A 19,706-nucleotide genomic window follows, 5' to 3' on the forward strand; every position below is an offset into this window, starting at 1 on the left:
CGAGGCGATGGTGGTGGCGCAACAGGATGGCCGCGGCGACAAGCACCTCGTCGGCTATGTGGTGTGTGCGCCCGAAGCTCAATCGGATGAGCTGGATGGCCCTGACCTTGCCAACACTTTGCGGGCGCACTTAAGTGCGCGGCTGCCGGACTACATGGTGCCGTCGGCGTTCGTGCAGCTATCAGGGCTGCCGCTGACGGTGAACGGCAAGCTCGACCGCAAGGCACTGCCGGCGCCGGCTGACGATGCCTTTGCGCGGGCAGCCTATGAGGCGCCGCAGGGCGCGATCGAGACAGCGCTGGCAGAGATCTGGGCGGAGCTTCTCGGGCTGGAGCGGGTCGGACGCAACGACCACTTCTTCGAGCTCGGCGGCCACTCGCTCCTGGCGGTGCAGGTGTCGAGCCGGCTGTCGCAGGCTGTTGGGGTCGAACTGCCGCTGTCGACGCTGTTCGCCAGGCCGGTGCTGGCCGATCTGGCGGCAAGCATCGTCGAGGTGTTGAGCCGCTCCGGTCCCCAAGACCTGCCGGCGATTGCGGCCGTATCGCGTCATGAGCCGCTTGTGCTGTCGTTTGCGCAGCAGCGGCTGTGGTTTTTGGCGCAGCTGGACGAAGGCAGCACGCACTATCACATTCCGCTAGCCTTGCGGCTGCGCGGGGTGCTCGACCGCAGCGCCTGGCAGCGCAGCCTTGACCGTCTGTTTGCGCGTCATGAGGCGCTGCGCAGTGTCTTTGTCGCACCGGAGGGCCAGCCCCGAGTTGAGGTTCTGCCGGCCGATGCGGGGCTGCCGGTGCTCGAGCACGATCTGCGGGGTCGGCCGGATGCTGAGGCGGCACTTTTGGATCTGTGCCATCAAGAGGCAGGCTTGCCGTTTGATCTTGCGCGCGGGCCGCTGATCCGCGGGCGTCTGATCCGGATGTCGGATGAGGAACACGTCTTCCTGCTGACCCAGCATCACATCGTCTCGGACGGCTGGTCGATGGGCGTGCTGGTGCGTGAACTCAGTCAGCTTTATCGCGCGTTCGAGGCAGGACAGGACGATCCTTTGCCGCCGCTGGCGATCCAGTATCCGGACTATGCCGCCTGGCAACGCCAATGGCTGGCGGGGGAACGGCTGCAGAAGCAGGCGAAATATTGGCGCAGCAATCTATCTGATGCGCCGGCGCGTCTGGCCTTGCCGACGGACCGTGCGCGACCGGCCCAGCAGTCGTTTGCCGGGGCCAGTGTTCCTGTTGTCATCGATGCTGATCTGACGCGGGACTTGAGGCGGCTCAGCCAGCGGCATGGCACGACGTTGTTCATGACGGTGCTGGCGGCGTGGGCTGCGGTGCTATCGCGGCTGTCGGGGCAGGACGACCTTGTGATCGGGGTGCCGAGTGCCAATCGGGGGCGCCGCGAGATCGAAGAGTTGATCGGCTTCTTCGTCAACACCCTGGCGCTTCGGCTGGATCTATCGGGCGAGCCAAGCGTGTCGGAGCTTCTGGAGCGGACGCGGCGCACGGCGCTGGCTGCGCAGGAGCATCAGGACCTGCCGTTCGAGCAGGTGGTGGAGATCGTGCAGCCAGCCCGCGGGCTTGACCACACGCCGTTGTTGCAGGTGATGTTGGCCTGGGAGAACAACGCCGTCGGGTCGTTCGATCTTGCCGGGTTGAGCGTGGAGGCTGCCGGGGAAGGGCTCGATCAGGTCAAGTTCGATCTGGAGCTGAGCCTAAGCGAGCATGGCGAGGAGATCGCTGGAACGCTGAGTTATGCCACGGCGCTGTTCGATGAAGCGACGATCGAGCGGCAGCGGGGTTATCTGCTGGCGCTGCTGCGGGCAATGGCTGCCGATGCAGCCCAGCCGGTCGGCCGCATCGACATCCTGCCGGCTGAGGAGCGCAACTATCTGCTGGAGGATCTGAACCGGACGGCCGCGGCCTATCCGTCGGAGCGGTGCATCCATGAGCTGTTCGAGGCGCAGGTGCAAAAGGCGCCGGACGCGGTGGCGGTGGTCCACGAAAACGAGAGCCTGAGCTATGGCGAGCTCAACGCGCGGGCCAACCGGCTGGCGCATCATCTGATCGCACTCGGAGTCAGGCCGGGAGATAGCATTGCGACAGTGCTTGATCGCTCCGTCGCTCTTGTGGTGGCGCAGTTGGCGATCCTGAAGACGGGCGGAGTGTATGTGCCGATCGATCGCGGCCTTCCATCTGCGCGACAAGAATGGCTGATGGCTGATTGTGCTGCCCGCCTGGTGCTTAGCCAGATTGACGGTAATGATCTGGTTGAGGCGACGATACCTGTTCTGGCTATTGAGCCGCTCATAGTTGGAACGGGATGTAGTTCCGATCCTGGCCTAGCGTTGAGCGCTGAGGCTGCCGCTTACGTAATGTACACCTCCGGCTCAACCGGCCTTCCCAAAGGAGTTCTTGTTTCTCATCGTGCTGTCAACCGGCTCGTGATCAATAATGGATATGCGAAGATTGAGGCGGGAGATCGTGTGGCATGGGCTGGCAATCCCGCCTTCGACGCAAGCACATTCGAAGTGTGGGCGCCGCTGCTTAACGGTGGTTGCATTGTTGCAATCCAAGCTGTCACAGATACTCCCAGTTTTGCCAGGGCGCTTAAACAGCACCGGGTGACGTCACTTTTTCTGACAACAGCATTATTCAACCAATATGCATCATCGATTGCTCCGACGTTAGCCCAACTTAAGTACCTCCTCTGTGGAGGAGAGCGCAATAATCTTCGCTCATTTCTGAGATTGCTGAAAGAAGAAGGCCCCGTACGTCTCATTCACTGCTACGGCCCGACCGAGACGACGACCTTCGCGACAGTCTACGAGATCAACTTGAGTAACGAAACACTCCGCCGTCTCCCGATCGGCCGTCCGATTGCGAACACGCGGGTTTACCTGCTGGACGGTCATGGCGCGCCGGTGCCGTTTGGTGCGGTGGGCGAGCTTTACATCGGCGGGGCGGGGGTCGCGCGGGGCTATCTGAACCGCCCCGAGCTGACAGCCGAGCGGTTCATCGCCAGTCCCTTTGTGGAGGGCGATCGGCTGTACAGGACCGGCGACCTGGCGCGCTATCTGCCGGACGGCAATCTGGAGTTCCTGGGCCGCAATGACGACCAGGTGAAGATCCGCGGCTTCCGCATCGAGCCGGGCGAGATCGCGGCGCGGCTTTGCGAGCACGCCTTTGTGCGCGAGGCGGTGGTGGTGGCGCGCCAAAACCGCGCCGGCGACAAGCACCTTGTCGCCTATGTGGTGGGCTCGGACGAGGCTGGCTCGGACGAGGACGATGGAGGCGGGTTGGCCAACACCTTGCGGGCGCACTTAAGTGCGCGGCTGCCGGACTACATGGTGCCGTCGGCGTTCGTGCAGCTATCGGGGCTGCCGTTGACGGTGAACGGCAAGCTCGACCGCAAGGCACTGCCGGCGCCGGTTGACGATGCCTATGCGCGGGCAGCCTATGAGGCGCCGCAGGGCGCAGTCGAGACGGCGCTGGCAGAGATCTGGGCGGAGCTTCTCGGGCTGGCGCGGGTCGGACGCCACGACAACTTCTTCGAGCTCGGCGGCCACTCGCTCCTGGCGGTGCAGGTGTCGAGCCGGCTGTCGCAGGCTGTTGGGGTCGAACTGCCGCTGTCGACGCTGTTCGCCAGACCGGTGCTGGCCGATCTGGCGGCAAGCATCGTCGAGGTGTTGAGCCGCTCCGGTCCCCAAGACCTGCCGGCGATTGCGGCCGTATCGCGTCATGAGCCGCTGATGCTGTCGTTTGCGCAGCAGCGGCTGTGGTTTTTGGCGCAGCTGGACGAAGGCAGCACGAACTACCACATTCCGCTGGCCTCGCGGCTGCGTGGGGTGCTCGACCGCAGCGCCTGGCAGCGCAGCCTTGACCGTTTGTTTGCGCGTCACGAGGCACTGCGCAGTGTCTTTGTCGCACCGGAGGGCCAGCCCCGAGTTGAGGTTCTGCCGGCCGATGCGGGGCTGCCGGTGCTCGAGCACGATCTGCGGGGTCGGCCGGATGCTGAGGCGGCGCTTCTGGAGCTGTGCCATCAAGAGGCAGGCTCGCCGTTTGATCTTGCGCGCGGGCCGCTGATCCGCGGGCGTCTGATCCGGATGTCGGATGAGGAACACGTCTTCCTGCTGACCCAGCATCACATCGTCTCGGACGGCTGGTCGCTGGGCGTGCTGGTGCGTGAGCTGAGCAGCCTGTACCGGGCATTCGTGGCCGGAGAACACGATCCGCTGCCGCCGCTTGCGATCCAGTATCCGGATTATGCGGTCTGGCAACGGCAATGGCTCTCCGGCGAGCGGCTCTCGAACCAGGCGCAGTATTGGCGCAGCAATCTATCTGATGCGCCGGCGCGTCTTGCGCTGCCGACGGACCGGCCGCGGCCGGCCCAGCAGTCGTTTGCCGGGGCCAGTGTTCCTGTTGTCATCGATGCGGATCTGACGCGGGAGTTGAGGCGGCTCAGCCAGCAGCATGGCACGACGTTGTTCATGACGGTGCTGGCGGCGTGGGCTGCGGTGCTGTCGCGGCTGTCGGGGCAGGACGACATTGTGATCGGGGTGCCGAGCGCCAATCGCGGCCGCGGCGAGATCGAAGGGTTGATCGGCTTCTTCGTCAACACCCTGGCGCTTCGGCTGGACCTGTCGGGCGAGCCGAGCGTGTCGAAGCTTCTGGAACGGACGCGGCGCACTGCGTTGGCTGCGCAGGAGAATCAGGACCTGCCGTTCGAGCAGGTAGTCGAAATCGTCAAGCCGCCCCGGCATCTCGATCACACACCACTGTTCCAGGTGATGCTAGCCTGGGAGAACAACGCCGTCGGGTCGTTCGATCTTGCCGGATTGAGCGTGGAGGCTGCCGGGGAAGGGCTCTATCAGGTCAAGTTCGATCTGGAGCTGAGTCTAGGCGAGCGTGATGAGGTCATAGCCGGAACGTTTGATTATGCCACGGCGCTGTTCGATGAAGCGACGATCGAGCGGCAGCGGGGTTATCTGCTGGCGCTGCTGCGGGCGATGGTTGCCGATGCTGGGCAGCCGGTCGGCAGCATCGACATCCTGCCGGCCGACGAACGCAGCTACCTGCTGGAGGAGTTGAACCGGACAGCGGCGGCCTATCCGTCGGAGCGGTGCATCCATGAGCTGTTCGAGGCGCAGGTGCAAAAGGCGCCGGACGCGGTGGCGGTGGTCCACGAAAACGAGAGACTGAGCTACGGCGAGCTCAACGCGCGGGCCAACCAACTGGCGCATCATCTGATCGCGCTCGGGGTCAGGCCGGATCAGCCGATTGCGATCTGCCTGGAGCGCAGCCCGGCGATGGTGGTGGGACTCTTGGCGATCCTGAAGGCGGGCGGCGCCTATCTGCCGCTGGATCCGGCCTACCCGTCTCAGCGGCTGCGCCAGGTGCTGGGCGACGCAGCGCCGCAGCTGCTGCTTTGTGACGCGGCCGGCCGTGCCGCGCTGGGCAGCGATGCGCTGGCCGATGTGAGCTTGGTGGATCTCGAGGCGGCGGCTCCGGTGTGGGCAAACCTGCCGGCGTCGGATCCGGACCCGCGCGCGCTCGGCCTGAGCTCGCGCCACCTCGCCTATGTGATCTACACCTCCGGATCAACAGGCACCCCCAAGGGGGCACTAAATGAGCACCGTGCCATCATCAATCGCCTGATCTGGATGCAGAAGGCCTACGCGCTCGAGGCGACTGATGTCGTCTTGCAGAAGACGCCGTTTGGCTTCGATGTCTCGGCCTGGGAGTTCTTCTGGACCTTACTTGAAGGAGCGACCCTGGTACTGGCGCCACCGGATGCGCACAAAGATCCCGATGCATTGGTCGACTTGATCATCAGCCAGCGCATCACGACGGCTCACTTCGTGCCATCCATGCTGGTCAGCATCATGGACACGAAGGGGATTGAGCGCTGCACATCCCTGCAGCGTCTCGTGTGTAGTGGTGAGGCGCTTTCTGCCTCCCTTACGCAGAAGGTTCGGCGAGTATTACCTTGGACTGGTCTGCACAATCTGTATGGTCCAACGGAAGCTGCGATCGACGTGTCAGCATGGAGCTGCCCGGCTGAGTTTGATGGGGCCATTGTCCCGATCGGCCGTCCGATTGCGAACACGCGGGTTTACCTGCTGGACGGTCATGGCGCGCCCGTTCCGTTTGGTGCGGTGGGCGAGCTTTACATTGGCGGGGCGGGAGTCGCGCGGGGCTATCTGAACCGCCCCGAGCTGACAGCCGAGCGGTTCATCGCCAGTCCCTTTGTGGAGGGCGATCGGCTGTACAGGACCGGCGACCTGGCGCGCTATCTGCCGGACGGCAATCTGGAGTTCCTGGGCCGCAATGACGACCAGGTGAAGATCCGCGGCTACCGCATCGAGCCGGGCGAGATCGCGGCGCGGCTTTGCGAGCACGCCTTTGTGCGCGAGGCGATGGTGGTGGCGCAACAGGATGGCCGCGGCGACAAGCACCTCGTCGGCTATGTGGTGTGTGCGCCCGAAGCTCAATCGGATGAGCTGGATGGCCCTGACCTTGCCAACACTTTGCGGGCGCACTTAAGTGCGCGGCTGCCGGACTACATGGTGCCGTCGGCGTTCGTGCAGCTATCGGTGCTGCCGCTGACGGTGAACGGCAAGCTCGACCGCAAGGCACTGCCGGCGCCGGCTGACGATGCCTATGCGCGGGCAGCCTATGAGGCGCCGCGCGGCGCGATCGAGACAGCGCTGGCAGAGATCTGGGCGGAGCTTCTCGGGCTGGAGCGGGTCGGACGCAACGACCACTTCTTCGAACTGGGCGGCCACTCGCTCTTAGCGGTGCAAGTGCTCAGTCGCGCAGTCGATCTCGGGCTCAAGTTCAGCGCCGCCGACCTTTTCCAAGGCCCCCTTCTGAAGGAAGTCGCATCGAAAGTTCATTTGGCGCCACAGCCCAGCTGTTTGAGAGCGATTTATGTTCGAGAAATCGGATCGCGGTCACCGCTGTTCTTTGTTCCCACAGGTTTGGGCGATTGCTCCTATGTCCCCAGTTTGGCGCAAGAAATGGACGTCGACTGTCCTGTCTACGCTTTGCCATGGCCGCAATTCAGTGCATTTCAATTTCCAACTCTTGAAATGATCGCCTCGCAAGCGAGCTTGGCGATTCGCGAGATCCAGCCGCAAGGTCCATATCGGTTGTCTGGATACTCATCAGGAGGAATCTTGGCTTATGCAATTGCGCAGCAGTTACTAAACCTCAACGAAGCTGTTTCCTTCATCAGCCTAATTGACGTTGTGTTATTTGCAAATCCATCGAGGACATCGCCCACCCAAATGATACAAGAAGTAGTGTTGGAGTCTCTCGAATTGAATGACGAGAAGTTCGAAATCCTCAACCGCTTCGCTGGACAAACTTCAATTTCCCGACTGCTTGAAAAGGCTCAGAAAATTGGGGCGATCACGCTGGACCGTGATCTCCGCAACGATATTCTGACTTATGAAAGGGCCACGCAGTTCCAACGGGCGCTGGGCTTGTATCAAGTTCCGTTCCTTCCAGTTGAGATACACCAATTCTATGCGAAATGGCCTCTTAGCCGTCGGACACGATCTCGAAAAACTTCACTAGGTCCAGAAGCAATTTCGCCTTTGCGGGGTTGGGACCGAATTCTAAGTGCGGAGGCCATTCATGCCGTGCCAATTCCAGGCGACCACGTGACTATGATGGATGTCCCGGAGAACCGCCAAGTTCTGGGTCGGGCGATCTCAACGGCCTTAATCGGGACACTTTAAATAGTCGTCCGTTCTTTAATCGCGGGTTGTCAATCCCGATCGACAAGAATGATCCACTGCTGGGATCACGCAACACCGAACGGTTCCCGCCTACGGCCTGCCTCCCATTACGGTCTTGACCGCTTCGCTCGTTTCCGCCTCGCGCGTCCGAACGGCAACGAGATCGCCAAACCCGGCGGTCTCTTTACCGAAAGGACTTGCCATGAAACTGCTCACCGAAACCCAGCGCCAGAAGTCAGCCTGACCGAGCTCGCTGCATACAGCGGCCGCTTTGGCCTTGGCGTCGAGCGTGACCTGCACTGCAAGTGCGTGTGCGCCTATTTCGCGGTACTTCGAGCCCGCCGCTAACGCGGACGGCATTGTCGAGGATATCTAGGCTAACGAGGGGAGGCGTCAGTCAGTGCCTTTCTTTCTCCAAGTGACGCTGCTGAACGAACGCCCGTGATCTAACGATTCGCTGGCTTCCTTTGATGCGCGATGAAAATTCACGGCCGAGATGGCATTGGACGGCTTATCCGTGGGCACATTGCGTACGAACACCGTCGCGCGTCAGCACTTTCCCATAGGCCGCATCGACACGCGGCCCGGTTTGCCTTCAGGCCATTCCTGATTCAGACAAAGCGAATTCACATTCGCGACTTTCGTCGCCAAAGCGAAGTTGTCCGGCGCCGTGAATTTGCCAGCGGCGACTTTGACATCCTTGACGTCGGCGACATCGAGTACAAACGCGCTTTGATTGCGATTCACAGCTCGGGCGAAGGTTTCGAGTGTGTCATTCGCGAGGAAGTCGAAACGGACGAAGTCCCACTGAGTCCACTGACGGAACAGATCGTCCAAACGGCGGGCGAACCAGGCACGATGCACGTCGTCTTCCATGTTCAGCGGTTTTGGAAGCATCGTATGGTAGGTTGGAATGGCAAATTGCTCGTCGCTGCATTGCGTCTGGGCGTACAGTTGTTTGACGACGGTAGCGCTTATGTACTTCGTCGCGATCGGCTCCGGCATTGTCTCGTACGCGCAATAAACCAGCGGGGCTTGCGAATGGGAGGCTGACCGGCGTGCGCTGAGAAGCTGCTCCCACCGTCGCTCAAGGTCGCGAAGATAGGTGTTTTCATCCGCGGCAAACAAGTCCTTGACCTGGCGGCCGCAAGCGTTTGCGAGTTTATCGACGCCGAGAGTTTCGAGCACATACCGTAAAACGCCTGGCGCTGGCGCGATATCACTCCCCTGAGAGGGGACGCCGAGCAGCAGCACGCCGATCGTGCGGGCCAACATTCCGTCTGGATCGTTGGAATTTTGCCACGACAAAAGCATGTTCTTGGCAATCAGGCCGCCCATGCTATGGGCAACGATGATGACTTGCTCGTAGCGTTCGAAAAGCCTGCTCGCTTCGATTTGTCCGCGGATCAGCCTCGCGGCCTCTGGCACGCTGAATGTGGCGCAGCCCGACGTCGTCAATCGGCTGTAGTCGACGCCCCAGACGCCCAAATCTTCAACGCGGAGAGGAGCCGGCAATACATCTCGGAGAGCCGTCGCCGCCAAACGATAATCGTCCGACGCAATCATTTCCGGCCAGCTCTTGGAGCTCTGGGGATTGCGGAAGCTGTCAATCGCGCCATCGGCGCAAGATTCCCTCGCGGTCTTTCCTGAAGGCACCGCGCAGCCGCCCAGGCCATGAAGGAAGAGAACCGCGATTGGAGAGCGGCCGCGGCTCCACTCAATAACGCGGACGCTTTGCGCGCTCGCGAGAGAAATGCTCGCCAGAACAAGCAGTAGGGCTAGCCAGACGATCCTCATTTAGCATCGGCCTCCTTTAACGGAGGCCCAGGGGGCCTTGACCAGCGATCCGACGGTCGGCACCTCGGTCCAGATGTCGAAGCAACCTCGCGTCACTTGTCCGTTCAGCGTCACCTGGTTGGATGGAGCTACCGGCGCTTTGACCGTCAAAGGCATGGTGAACTGACTGGGCTCGGACCCGCCACTCACAAAAGCTGTCAGCTTATCCCGGTTGCTCATCATGGCATTAAAGATCGCAAGACGAAGCTCTGGATCGATCCGGCCTTGGCTTAAGTTGGCGGCGGTGATGAAGATGATGGCGGCGAGCGTATACTGCCGGAAATCAGATGTAGCGCCTTGGTTGGCCAAAAAAGCCAACGCGTGATCGAACGTGCTGGCTTTCGCGTCATCCGGAATCTGAGAGCGCCGGCGCACCTCATTTCTGAATTGGTTCCAGAAACCCGGGTCTGACATCCCTGACGCGCCGGGAGCGAATTTGTCGGCGTCTGGCGAACGGCCGGCATTGGCGGCCTTGGTCAGATCCGAGAAGATGGCGTCGTTGTCCGAAGGCCCGGCATTGGCTTCCTTCGAACCGGCGGGCGCTCCCCAGACCAGGTCGCAATCGCGCGCCATGTCCTCCCGGACCGCGCAGGTCCCGACTGTGGATTCGGACCGAGCCTTTTGGAAGCGGCAGCCACATTCCTCGCCCAAAGCATCGGCTGTTGAAAGCGCGAAAATCGATAGGAGGGCCGCGACGCCATTCGCGGTCATATACCGGCTCGGCCTGGTCGGCTTTTGCGGAATATCAAGCGCGGCGAATGACATCCGTGCCTCCAAAATCCATCAAAAAGTAACTTAAAGTCGCAATAGCTTCATTGCGGTATCACAGGTGATGCTAGGTTGCAAATAGATCAGAAACGCGCCGCCCGCGAGCCATTCGGTTGAACGAAGAAGCTCCCTTTTGGCTCATCATTTATGGGGAGTGATCCGCTTAGACAGGCAAAGCTTCGCGTAGGCGGGACTTCGGTGTAGCAGCGTATTGCTCCAAACATCCTCGTGACACCACGCGAGTGCGACGCCGAGTGCTACAAGTCCGACAGCAGGCATCAAGCTGGCTAAGGCGCGCCTTGGCGCATCTCGCTGACGAATGCCGCAATCGCTTGGCCACGGGCGAAGCCCATCTCGTGTGCGAATACGATCATCGTCGTGCCTTGTTTGGCCAGTTCTCTCATGACGCGGAGCACTTCACCCACGAGTTCTGGGTCGAGAGCCGATGTCGCCTCGTCAAAGAGTGTAACGCTTTTTCTGGTTGAGCTCGTAGGCCGAAAAGCATTCGATGACAACCAGCTTTTCAGTCAGGTCGATGAAAGTGCTCCTCGGTCCCTCTCGTCAGTAGACAAGCGGCTTGTTGCCCCGAATAAGATATCCAATTGACACCATAGTTGGTCTCGCGGATGAATTCGTCGAAAGCTAATCTTTCATGCTTCTCGAACCCCACGTAGTTGAAATATTCGTCAAACACGATAACGCATCCCGGACGAATCTGAGACTTGAGCCCCGTAAAGATACTTCTCGTACTTGAATATATGTCGCAATCGACGTGGATGAACGCAACGGGCAGCTCGCGCCGAGTAAACACCGGAATCGTTTCATCAAACAGACCAACAATAAGCTCTACGTTCTCCGGAACGTCAGGCACCTTGCCTTCACGATCGAAGTCCACTGGAAGGTATCCATTCCAGCGCTCCGGGAGGCCATTAAAGCTATCGAAGCCATAGAACTTCCGCTCTGGAAATCGCTCGGCCATGGTGCTGATAGTGTAACCGCTATAGACGCCGAACTCGAGGGCAACACCCGTACCCGCTTTTGACAAGGCATCAAACCTGAACTCATCGTGATCGGCAAAGAAAATAGCGTCCGCCATTTCTGTGCGGATTATCTCAATGGCTTGTTCCTGCGCAATCGCAGACAAAGTACGAAACAAGCTATGGTTTGTTCTGGGTAGCCCGTACATTTCCGCAGCGGTTACAAGTTTGCGCAGGTGTTCATTTGCAATGTCCTGCTTGCTAAGCATTGTCGACAAAGCATTGGCAACCTCGTTGGAGGAATTCGCTAGCCGATCAATTGCTGCCAATAAGCGACCATCAACCGCTTCTTTCATCGCGTCATTCCGTCTGACTAAAGATCAATTGCGCTCGTCGATCTCCCGACGAATTTATTCCATCGAATCTGAATTTGCACCAGAGTTTGAATAAGCGGCGCAAACGGCAAAGAGCTAATCGCCGGAATTTTCCGGCATCTTGGCCTTTCATCGGCACCCTTATCTCAAACACCACTCGAGCTTTGAGACGGCTCCGCGAGAGGAGCGGGCGCGGGACTAGATCAGCTAAGTGTGCGGTCCAGCGATCGTGCATGGCAGCGAGCCGCAATTTGCGAGCCAAACGTGCCGGACTTAATTCTGATCGGAGGCATCTGCCAGCGGATCTGCTGTTTGAGATGGAGGTGTCGAAACGAGCGTGCATGAAGGTCGGTGCATTGGAACTATTAGCCCCATTTGAGCTCTACTATGCCATCTAGCTTGTTAGGAGCCCTCGATCTCAATCAACTACTAGACATGCTAGTTGACGAGGGTGCAGCGGCGCATTCGGTGGCTGGTGGATTAGGGCTTGTAGGCCCTCAAAGATCTTGCCGCACGGAGAGGCAATACAAGCTCTTTCTCCTGGCCATGAAGAGCCGAGCCGTCCGATGACTATTTGGAGCGCCTCTTCGGGGGCTTGGAAGATCGCCATGTACACCGTCCTTAACTTGATCGCGATCTGGCCGCTGATCAATGCGCTGTTCTTTGTCGTAGTGATCGCCGTGGACAAATCTGCCCGATAGCGCCGAAGCTATGAGGAACCTACACATATGGGGATATGACGCCGCTGGCGCGCGGTGCATTCGTTGTGTCCCTTCTGGACCACTGAGGATCGAAAATACTGGCGATGTTTGACGCGTGAACTCGCCGACACGTTGCCCGTGTTTGCTTGGCAATCAATGTCGGGAATCGGACATGGTCGGTGCAGCCCTGAGCGGCTCAAACTTCCGACTCTTTTGCCGGCACGCAGTTTGCAATGAATGGTCCGCAAGCGGCGCTAGGCCATGCGTTGCGTGCTTTCCGCCGCTTCTGCCTGACGCGCAGGCGTGTTCGTGGCCCGTCGATCTCATCTGGAGAAAGTCCATGAACACATCACTCCTTTCCGCCGCGCCGCTATCGAATTCCGGGGCCGCGTCCACCGCGCTTGCGCAAGCACGAACGACGTTGGTGGAGGCTGATGATCCATTTGTCTGGCTCGAGGACGTCGAAGGACAAACCGCATTGGCTTGGGCTCGCGCCGAAAACGAGAAGACACTCGGCGTCCTCCAGGCAGATCCCCGCTATCGGCGCTTCTACGAACAGGCGCTCACAATCCTGCAGTCCAAGGATCGCATTGCATACGTTTCGTTGGGACGGCGCGGCTTAGAAAATTTTTGGAAAGACGAGGACCATGTGCGCGGTGTCTGGCGGCGCACCACGCTGGAACGCTATCGTAGCCAAGATCCACAGTGGGAAACCATTCTTGATGTGGACGCATTGGCCATTGCCGAGAACAAGAATTGGGTGTTTCAAGGTGGCAGTTGCCTTCCGCCTGAAGAGCGCCTCTGCCTGATTAGTCTTTCCGATGGCGGCAAGGATGCAGCGTCCATTCGCGAGTTCGACAGTGAGACCAAGTTCTTTGTTGCTGACGGCTTTTATCTTCCGGAGGGCAAGCAGAACGTCAGCTGGGTTGATGGTGACACACTCCTTGTTGCACCGGACTGGGGCAGGGGGTCTTTGACGCAGGCCGGCTACCCCTTTGTGGTGAAGGAGCTCAAACGCGCTCAGCCGCTCGGTGAGGCTCGTGAGATCTTTCGCGGCGAGCCTAGCGACGTTCAGACGCTGCCCTTAGTGCTTCGAGACAGTGAAGGACGCATACATGCGACCGGCGCCGTTCGTTCCATCAGCTCTGTCGAGTGTGAGTACGTGGTCTTCCGCCCCGATGGGCCCATCAAGCTCAATCTGCCGAAGAAGGCGGCGATAGTCGGAATCGCGAGCGGCCGTCTGCTTGTGAACCTTGACGAAGAATGGGAGCCCGATGACGTCAGATTTGGGGCCGGTTCGCTGATTTCGTATGACTTAGCCGAATGGAAACAAGATCCGCTGCGCGCTAAAGCCTCGCTTGTCTTCCAGCCTGGGCCCCGCCAGGCCCTGAGCGGGCTCAGTAGCACAAAAAATTTCTTGATCCTGACGATCCTCGAAAACATTCAGAGCAAAGCGTTCCTTTATAAGTACGACCAGAAAGCTTGGTCGTCGACGCCGATCCCGCTGCCGCAACATACAAATGTCGACGTGTCAGCCGCGTCCGAGCAAGCGGACCAGGCGATGTTCACGGTCTCGGACTACCTCAGGCCAACATCAATCTGGTATTTTGATGCCGAAACCCAAAACGTTGAGGAATTGAAGACGACACCTACCGCCTTTGATGCGTCCAATCACGTCGTGGACCAGTTCGAAGCGACTTCGCGTGATGGCACGTCAATTCCCTATTTTCTGGTGCGGGCGAGGTACGCGAGGTTTGACGGCGACAATCCAACACTTCTTTATGGCTATGGCGGGTTCCAGGCTTCGCTTCTGCCCACCTATCTCGGACCCGTGGGACGGCTCTGGCTCGAACAGGGCAATGCCTATGTCGTTGCGAATCTGCGCGGGGGCGGCGAGTTTGGTCCACAATGGCATCAAGCAGCCCAGGGGGCAATGAAACAGACGACATGGGATGATTTCATTGCGGTTGCCGAAGACCTGATCCGCCGCAAGATCACAAGTCCGCGCCGGCTAGGAGTAATTGGCGGCAGCCAAGGTGGCCTACTCGTTGGCGCCGCAATCACCCAACGTCCCGAGCTCTTCAACGCGGCGATCATGCAGGTGCCGCTGTTTGATATGCTTCGATACACCAGCCTGGGCGCGGGCGCCTCCTGGATTGCCGAATACGGTGATCCCGCCATCGCCGAGCACCGTTCGTGGATTGAAGCCTACTCGCCCTATCAGAAGCTGGCATCGGGCAAGACCTACCCCGCTCCCTTAATTCTCACCTCGACCAAGGATGACCGCGTGCATCCAGCGCACGGGCGCAAGGCTGCCGCGAAACTCGCCGCGCTGGGCCAGCCTTACTTCTACTACGAGAACATCGATGGGGGACACGCCGCTGCGGCCAATCTCATCGAATACGCACGTCGGCTGGCGCTCGAATACACCTATGCATCGAAAAGGCTTTGTTCGGAGTAAATTCGGCGGAGGGCTTGTCGAAGCAGATAAATCCAGGACCATTGCTTATCTCGACGTCATCACGTCCCCTGGCTGAATTGACCGAAGCGGACGCGAGGCAAAAGCAACGAACCCCCCAATCGGCGGGCAAGATGCTATGGCGGATCTCGAGATTGATCGGATGAATTCCATGAGCGCGCGAGAAGCGTTCGACGCAAGCCCGTCAACTAGCTGCTGCGTCTTGCAGCGTGGCTAGCCCGTCTGTATCGACGGACAAAGTGTTGCAGAACCTGATTGGTCCAGGACTTGCCATTCCAACTCACATTCCGTTGCCTCCTTCTGGAGGAGATCGCACAGCAATGAGCGCTGCACCGAGCGGGAATCTAACGCAACCGTGCCTCAAGGACGACACGACGGGAAGCGTCCGTGTGTCCGGGCAGCGACTTGATCGGTGAACTCGCGTTGATAGGCCTAGCACCGGCAAATAGCGGTCGTTGGCGCTGGGAAGGAGCTCAATAGCAAACAACTTGTCGCAGTTAGCACCGCCCGTGAGCCTAAGTCGAATGCGCTAGTTACCTATTCGAAAAAGCCTTCATTTGCTTGAGGCGGCCAGCGATGCTCCCCCTGGGGCCAATATGGCGTCAACCCGGTGATGACCATCATGGCCAAGGCGCCACTCTTCCGGGATAAGGCGCCGGAAATCCGTGACGCACAGCTAAACAATGAAGGATTGCAAATGGATCGTCGACATAGGCGAGCCCGTTCGCGTACTTCGCATTCTCCGCTGCAGCGCCTCCTTTCTCGAGAATAAGAACGGGCGCTGACTGATGATCCTGGCCAAGCCTCTCGATGAGTGCGGTTCGTGGCTTGGCCCAGGCAACCCGACGAACGTCGAGCATCGCAGCGCGACTTGGAAACGCGGACAGCACCCCGTCCAATAGCAAGCATTGCCAGCAATAGAATTCTCGCCCTGGCAAGGACGGATCTACAAACGAGTGTTCTAAAAGGAACAACTGATCCCATGCCATCGTGTGAATCCCTGAACTACCGATCAACCGGACATGAACCTTGAGAGTGCCTTGATCTTACCACTGCAAAGGTCGCAACAGCGAAAGCAACAAATGCGCTTGCCGCGCATAGAAACACGATCGTGCCGAAAGGGAGCCGGTCACCTAAAAGCGAGACAGCAATGCCGTTTCCCGCAACCCCGCTATAGGTACAACATTGAAATAACCCGGAGAGGCGGCCGGCTCGATCCGGAGCAACTGCAGAGACCATGTGGGTGTGGGCGGCAGCCGCAAATATTTGGCCAAAGCCGAGCATCGCGCTGCTGGACGCGATGACCACAGCCAGACCAGCATCGAGCGACATGATCGCAAGGCATGCCGCAAGCAGCATTGCGGCCCCGGCGACCGTCGGCAAGGCGCCCAACAGGTTGAAAATCGGCTTGACGGCTAGCGCCCCCAGCAGGGCCAAAACGCCGTTGGTCATAATGATTGTCAATATAAGGCTTCTGTCGAGAACCCCGCCGGTTGTGGCACGTATAGCAGGATAGACATTGATGATGCCCGCGCCGAGATTGAGCAGAAAGACAGCAAGGAATGCGGGATAGAGCGGTGTTAAATCCAGAACGGTTCCGGAGGGCTGCTTCTCAGGGATTGCTGCTGTCCTTCTGAACTGCAGCTTAATGCCAAGAAGCACGATCAACGACAGGACGATCGCCGATAAGTTGAATGCCAAAACGCCAGGTAACTGCAATTGGTCGGAGAGCATGGCACCTGCAAACATTCCGATCAGATAGGTTAGCATGTCGATGTTGGCAATGTTGCGTAGCACCGAGATCATGCCGTCTTTAGACGTGATACGACGGAAGAAAGAAACTTCTGCAGACAAGTAAACGGGCTGGACCAGACTTAGGACGGCCATTGAGGCATAGCTCAGAAAGGAATCGGCTCCGTCGGTGCAGAAGATGGCGAGCAGTGCGCATAGGCGAATCGCATTGACAATCATCATGGCGGAGATCGGGTCACGTCTGTCGACCATCGGCGACAAGAAAAGGCTCCCAAGCATGATAGGCGCAAAACTGACCGCAACGCCAAGACCCGCGGCGCTCATGCTGGATTGGAGAAGGCCGATCAGGATGCCGATTCGGAACGCCCAGCCGCCGATCTGAACGATCAAATGCGATAGATAAACGAATTGCCGTGTTCTCGACCCGCTCATTTCTAGCTCACCGAACATGTCATCGGGTTCGCTTGATGCGGAAGCGAAGATGACGGCGGTCGTGTGCCGCCAAATCGGTGTGATGAGCCGGTAAGGGTATGACGAACGTTCTGGCAACAGGACGACTGGTCAGAAGGCATCATAACTGCCTCCCCCTGTGGCCTGCGGTCGTTCGGGACAAGGCGCCGGCCAAGCCGGATCCCCTTGTCTGGTCGGTCCCTGAATTTCAGCGCTTGTCGCGCGACGGGACCCGCTAGACTTTGCCCATAAGCTTTGAGGTGCAGTTATCATTTTCCTGGCGATCCTGCCGCACGCCGCTCGGCTTCGATGTCAAGGAACGCCATGAGCCGCCAGCTCATGAAGGCTTGGCCGAGGACGCAGAAGCTCGATCCTGCCGCGAAGCCAGGTCAGCTTGCAGACTTGTCCGGATGTACTCACGAGTGAGGAGGTAATCTGGATCTCCCCCAATCTCGACAGCGACCGTGGCGTGGTTCAGTGATGTATCTCGCCGGCCCTCGTTGAAGTACTCGATGGCAAGATTGTTGTGCGTGGGCGCATGCCGAGGGTTGAGCTCAAGAGCTCGAAGATAGTGCGCGATGCTCTCATTCGCCTTACCAAGCTCGGAATAGGCGAGACCGAGGTTGCTCTGCAAATCGGCATTCTTGGAATTGATATTGGCTGCCGCTAGATAGGTTTCCAGAGCAGCTTTCGGCCTATCTTGCCGCATCAAGATGTTGCCCTTCTCGAAGTGAGCTCGCCATTCGTTTGGCTTGATGACAAGTGTTCTGTCGAGATCGGCTAGAGCGCCCGCGGCATCTCCCATTCTGTTGCGAAGTGCGGCCCTGTTCAGATGAGCTTCGTAATAGGGGGGACAGAGCTCAATGGCGCGCGCATATGCCTCTAGAGCCTCAGCTTCCCTTCCGGGTACTTTAGAAAGCAGGTTCCCCAGGTCATTGTAATACTCTCCATAGTAGGGATCGTAGGCAATGGCCTCACGCAACTGCTTCTCAGCCCGAGGAAGATCGTCGACGAGTTCATAGACCTGACTGGTGTTGTAAATAAGAATCGACTGGTGAAGCTTGAAGCGCTCGTTGCCATACGCCTTAAGCATCTTGCCATGACCTTCCGCGCACAGGCTGAGGGCTTCCTCATATTTCTTCTGCTTGGCCTTGATGTAAGCATAGGCATTCTCTGCAAACACCTTGATATAGTCGTACTTGTCGTGATCCTTGAAATCCCGCTCGATGGTCTCCAGATTTTGGACGGCGTACTCTTCGGCCACCGTGAGGTTGACCGGCTGCTGATAGCGTCCATACGTCATTGATTGGGCATAGAGAACCGTCGGCGTGTATCGGCTCTTCGGGAATGTCTTGTAGAATTCATTTAGATAGGGAACGGACACACGCCCGCAGCCGAGCGAATACAGCACAAAAGCCGCGTTGATGAAGGTGGCGTTTACCGGAGCATCTCCCGAGCCGTAGGTGCGCAGCGTAGGATCGGCGAAAATTTCCCCGAAGTAGCCAAACCAGAGGTCATATAAGCCGATGCTTTGGAGGATCTGACTCGGTTCTGCAACCAGTTCCAGACGCTTGTATTTGTCTCTTATCGATAGCGCATGAAGCATGACGAGCGGCGCCTTGCCCGTCAGATAGCGCTCGAGGGAAGCGCGGTGCACCTGCTCGTGCAGATGATCTACGGTCGCCTGCTCGAAGATCGCATAGTTTCGTTGCGCGATGAGATCAGGCGTCGTGCAATCGGATTCAATGTAAGATTTGAGAAGGCTGTGCCGCTCCTCGGTGTTGAGGCTGGCCAGATGGAGATCCACGATCGCGATCGGCTCGAGATAGCCGATGACCGGCAATCCGGCTGCCGCGCATTTGCTCAAGGCCTCGGCGATCAGCGGATTCCCACCACTTGCCTCATAGATCTGCCGCTGTTTCTCCGTAGCGAGATTCCGATCCAGGACCGGCTCCAGTTCCTGCATGCTATATCTGCCGAAATGAACTTCGCTGGCGTCCTGGAAATAGAGGCGTTGCTCATAATCGATCAGGAGAAACCGAAACAGACGCGCATCGCCGTCCAGCCTGTCAAGTAGCTTGATCAGGTTCTTCGCTGGGGCGGACAAGGTAGCCGCCCGGTCGATGACGAGGATGTGACGTTCGTTGCGCTCTCGGGCACACCTGATCAGGAATTCGGCTAATCCAACCAAGAGTTTATTTTGGTATTCATGATGATAGAAGCGTGTGCGCTCCTCCTTGCTCGAGGTATTGGTGAGATCCTTCGGCACGCTAAAGGCATCGCTGACCAGGAGAGGGAATAGCCGCTTCAAGGATTGTTGTGCCGCCTCAACCAGCTTTGGCCTATTTTTAGTAGCCCACGTCAGTTCGGCGTCGATGAGGGTTTGCAGCCCCGCGAGATAGCCGCCGGTCCGCCAGTCGCCGTCAGTGATTGAGATGTCCCAGCCGGAGCTTGCGAGTGCCGCTTTGATCGTCGGAATCGGTGCCATGCCCCCTTCTGCCTTCAAAATGGTGATCCGATTGATCTCGACGGAAGATGATATGGCCGGGGCAATGCGTTGCTGGATCAACTCAACCATTCGACTCTCCGGAACTGTCACAAAGGAGGGTGGTCGAAAGGACCACCCTCCGA

At 58.9% G+C, this 19,706-nt stretch carries 9 protein-coding genes and 1 pseudogene; 2 read left to right on the plus strand and 8 right to left on the minus strand.

The features are described 5' to 3' along the window. Positions 1 to 13: 13 nt before the first annotated feature. Positions 14 to 7,738 (plus strand): amino acid adenylation domain-containing protein, encoded by a 7,725-nt coding sequence (locus SO156_RS39855; RefSeq protein WP_498538594.1) that lies wholly within the window; start codon positions 14 to 16, stop codon positions 7,736 to 7,738. A 90-nt stretch (positions 7,739 to 7,828) separates the two neighbouring features. Here the strand turns inward: SO156_RS39855 and SO156_RS39860 are convergent, their stop codons facing one another. The 5 genes and pseudogenes from SO156_RS39860 to SO156_RS39880 form a co-directional block, all read right to left on the minus strand. Beyond that, complete coding sequence (locus tag SO156_RS39860) at positions 7,829 to 8,038, minus strand: hypothetical protein (RefSeq protein WP_498538595.1); 210 nt, start codon at positions 8,036 to 8,038, stop codon at positions 7,829 to 7,831. 249 nt (positions 8,039 to 8,287) lie between these two features. Then, positions 8,288 to 9,535, minus strand: a complete 1,248-nt coding sequence (locus tag SO156_RS39865) for an alpha/beta hydrolase (RefSeq protein ID WP_498538596.1) — start codon at positions 9,533 to 9,535, stop codon at positions 8,288 to 8,290. Further along, positions 9,536 to 10,339, minus strand: coding sequence for a hypothetical protein (locus SO156_RS39870; protein ID WP_498538597.1), 804 nt, complete (start codon positions 10,337 to 10,339; stop codon positions 9,536 to 9,538). A gap of 332 nt (positions 10,340 to 10,671) precedes the next feature. Beyond that, a pseudogene (locus SO156_RS39875) lies at positions 10,672 to 10,821 on the minus strand (ectoine/hydroxyectoine ABC transporter ATP-binding protein EhuA); the annotation flags it as partial. 44 nt (positions 10,822 to 10,865) lie between these two features. Next, complete coding sequence (locus SO156_RS39880) at positions 10,866 to 11,675, minus strand: class I SAM-dependent methyltransferase (RefSeq protein WP_498538598.1); 810 nt, start codon at positions 11,673 to 11,675, stop codon at positions 10,866 to 10,868. 1,059 nt (positions 11,676 to 12,734) lie between these two features. On the opposite strand from SO156_RS39880, the gene SO156_RS39885 reads away from it, so the two are divergent. Next, complete coding sequence (locus SO156_RS39885) at positions 12,735 to 14,855, plus strand: prolyl oligopeptidase family serine peptidase (RefSeq protein WP_498538599.1); 2,121 nt, start codon at positions 12,735 to 12,737, stop codon at positions 14,853 to 14,855. A gap of 638 nt (positions 14,856 to 15,493) precedes the next feature. Here the strand turns inward: SO156_RS39885 and SO156_RS39890 are convergent. The 3 genes from SO156_RS39890 to SO156_RS39900 all read right to left on the minus strand — a co-directional run bounded on the left by SO156_RS39890 (position 15,494) and on the right by SO156_RS39900 (position 19,653). Next, positions 15,494 to 15,862 (minus strand): DUF3088 domain-containing protein, encoded by a 369-nt coding sequence (locus SO156_RS39890; RefSeq protein WP_498538600.1) that lies wholly within the window; start codon positions 15,860 to 15,862, stop codon positions 15,494 to 15,496. Positions 15,863 to 15,878: 16 nt separating this feature from the next. Next, complete coding sequence (locus SO156_RS39895; RefSeq protein WP_498538601.1) at positions 15,879 to 17,075, minus strand: MFS transporter; 1,197 nt, start codon at positions 17,073 to 17,075, stop codon at positions 15,879 to 15,881. A 337-nt stretch (positions 17,076 to 17,412) separates the two neighbouring features. Then, positions 17,413 to 19,653, minus strand: coding sequence for a tetratricopeptide repeat protein (locus SO156_RS39900; protein ID WP_498538602.1), 2,241 nt, complete (start codon positions 19,651 to 19,653; stop codon positions 17,413 to 17,415). Positions 19,654 to 19,706: the final 53 nt, after the last annotated feature.

Source organism: Bradyrhizobium sp. UFLA05-125, assembly GCF_059803515.1.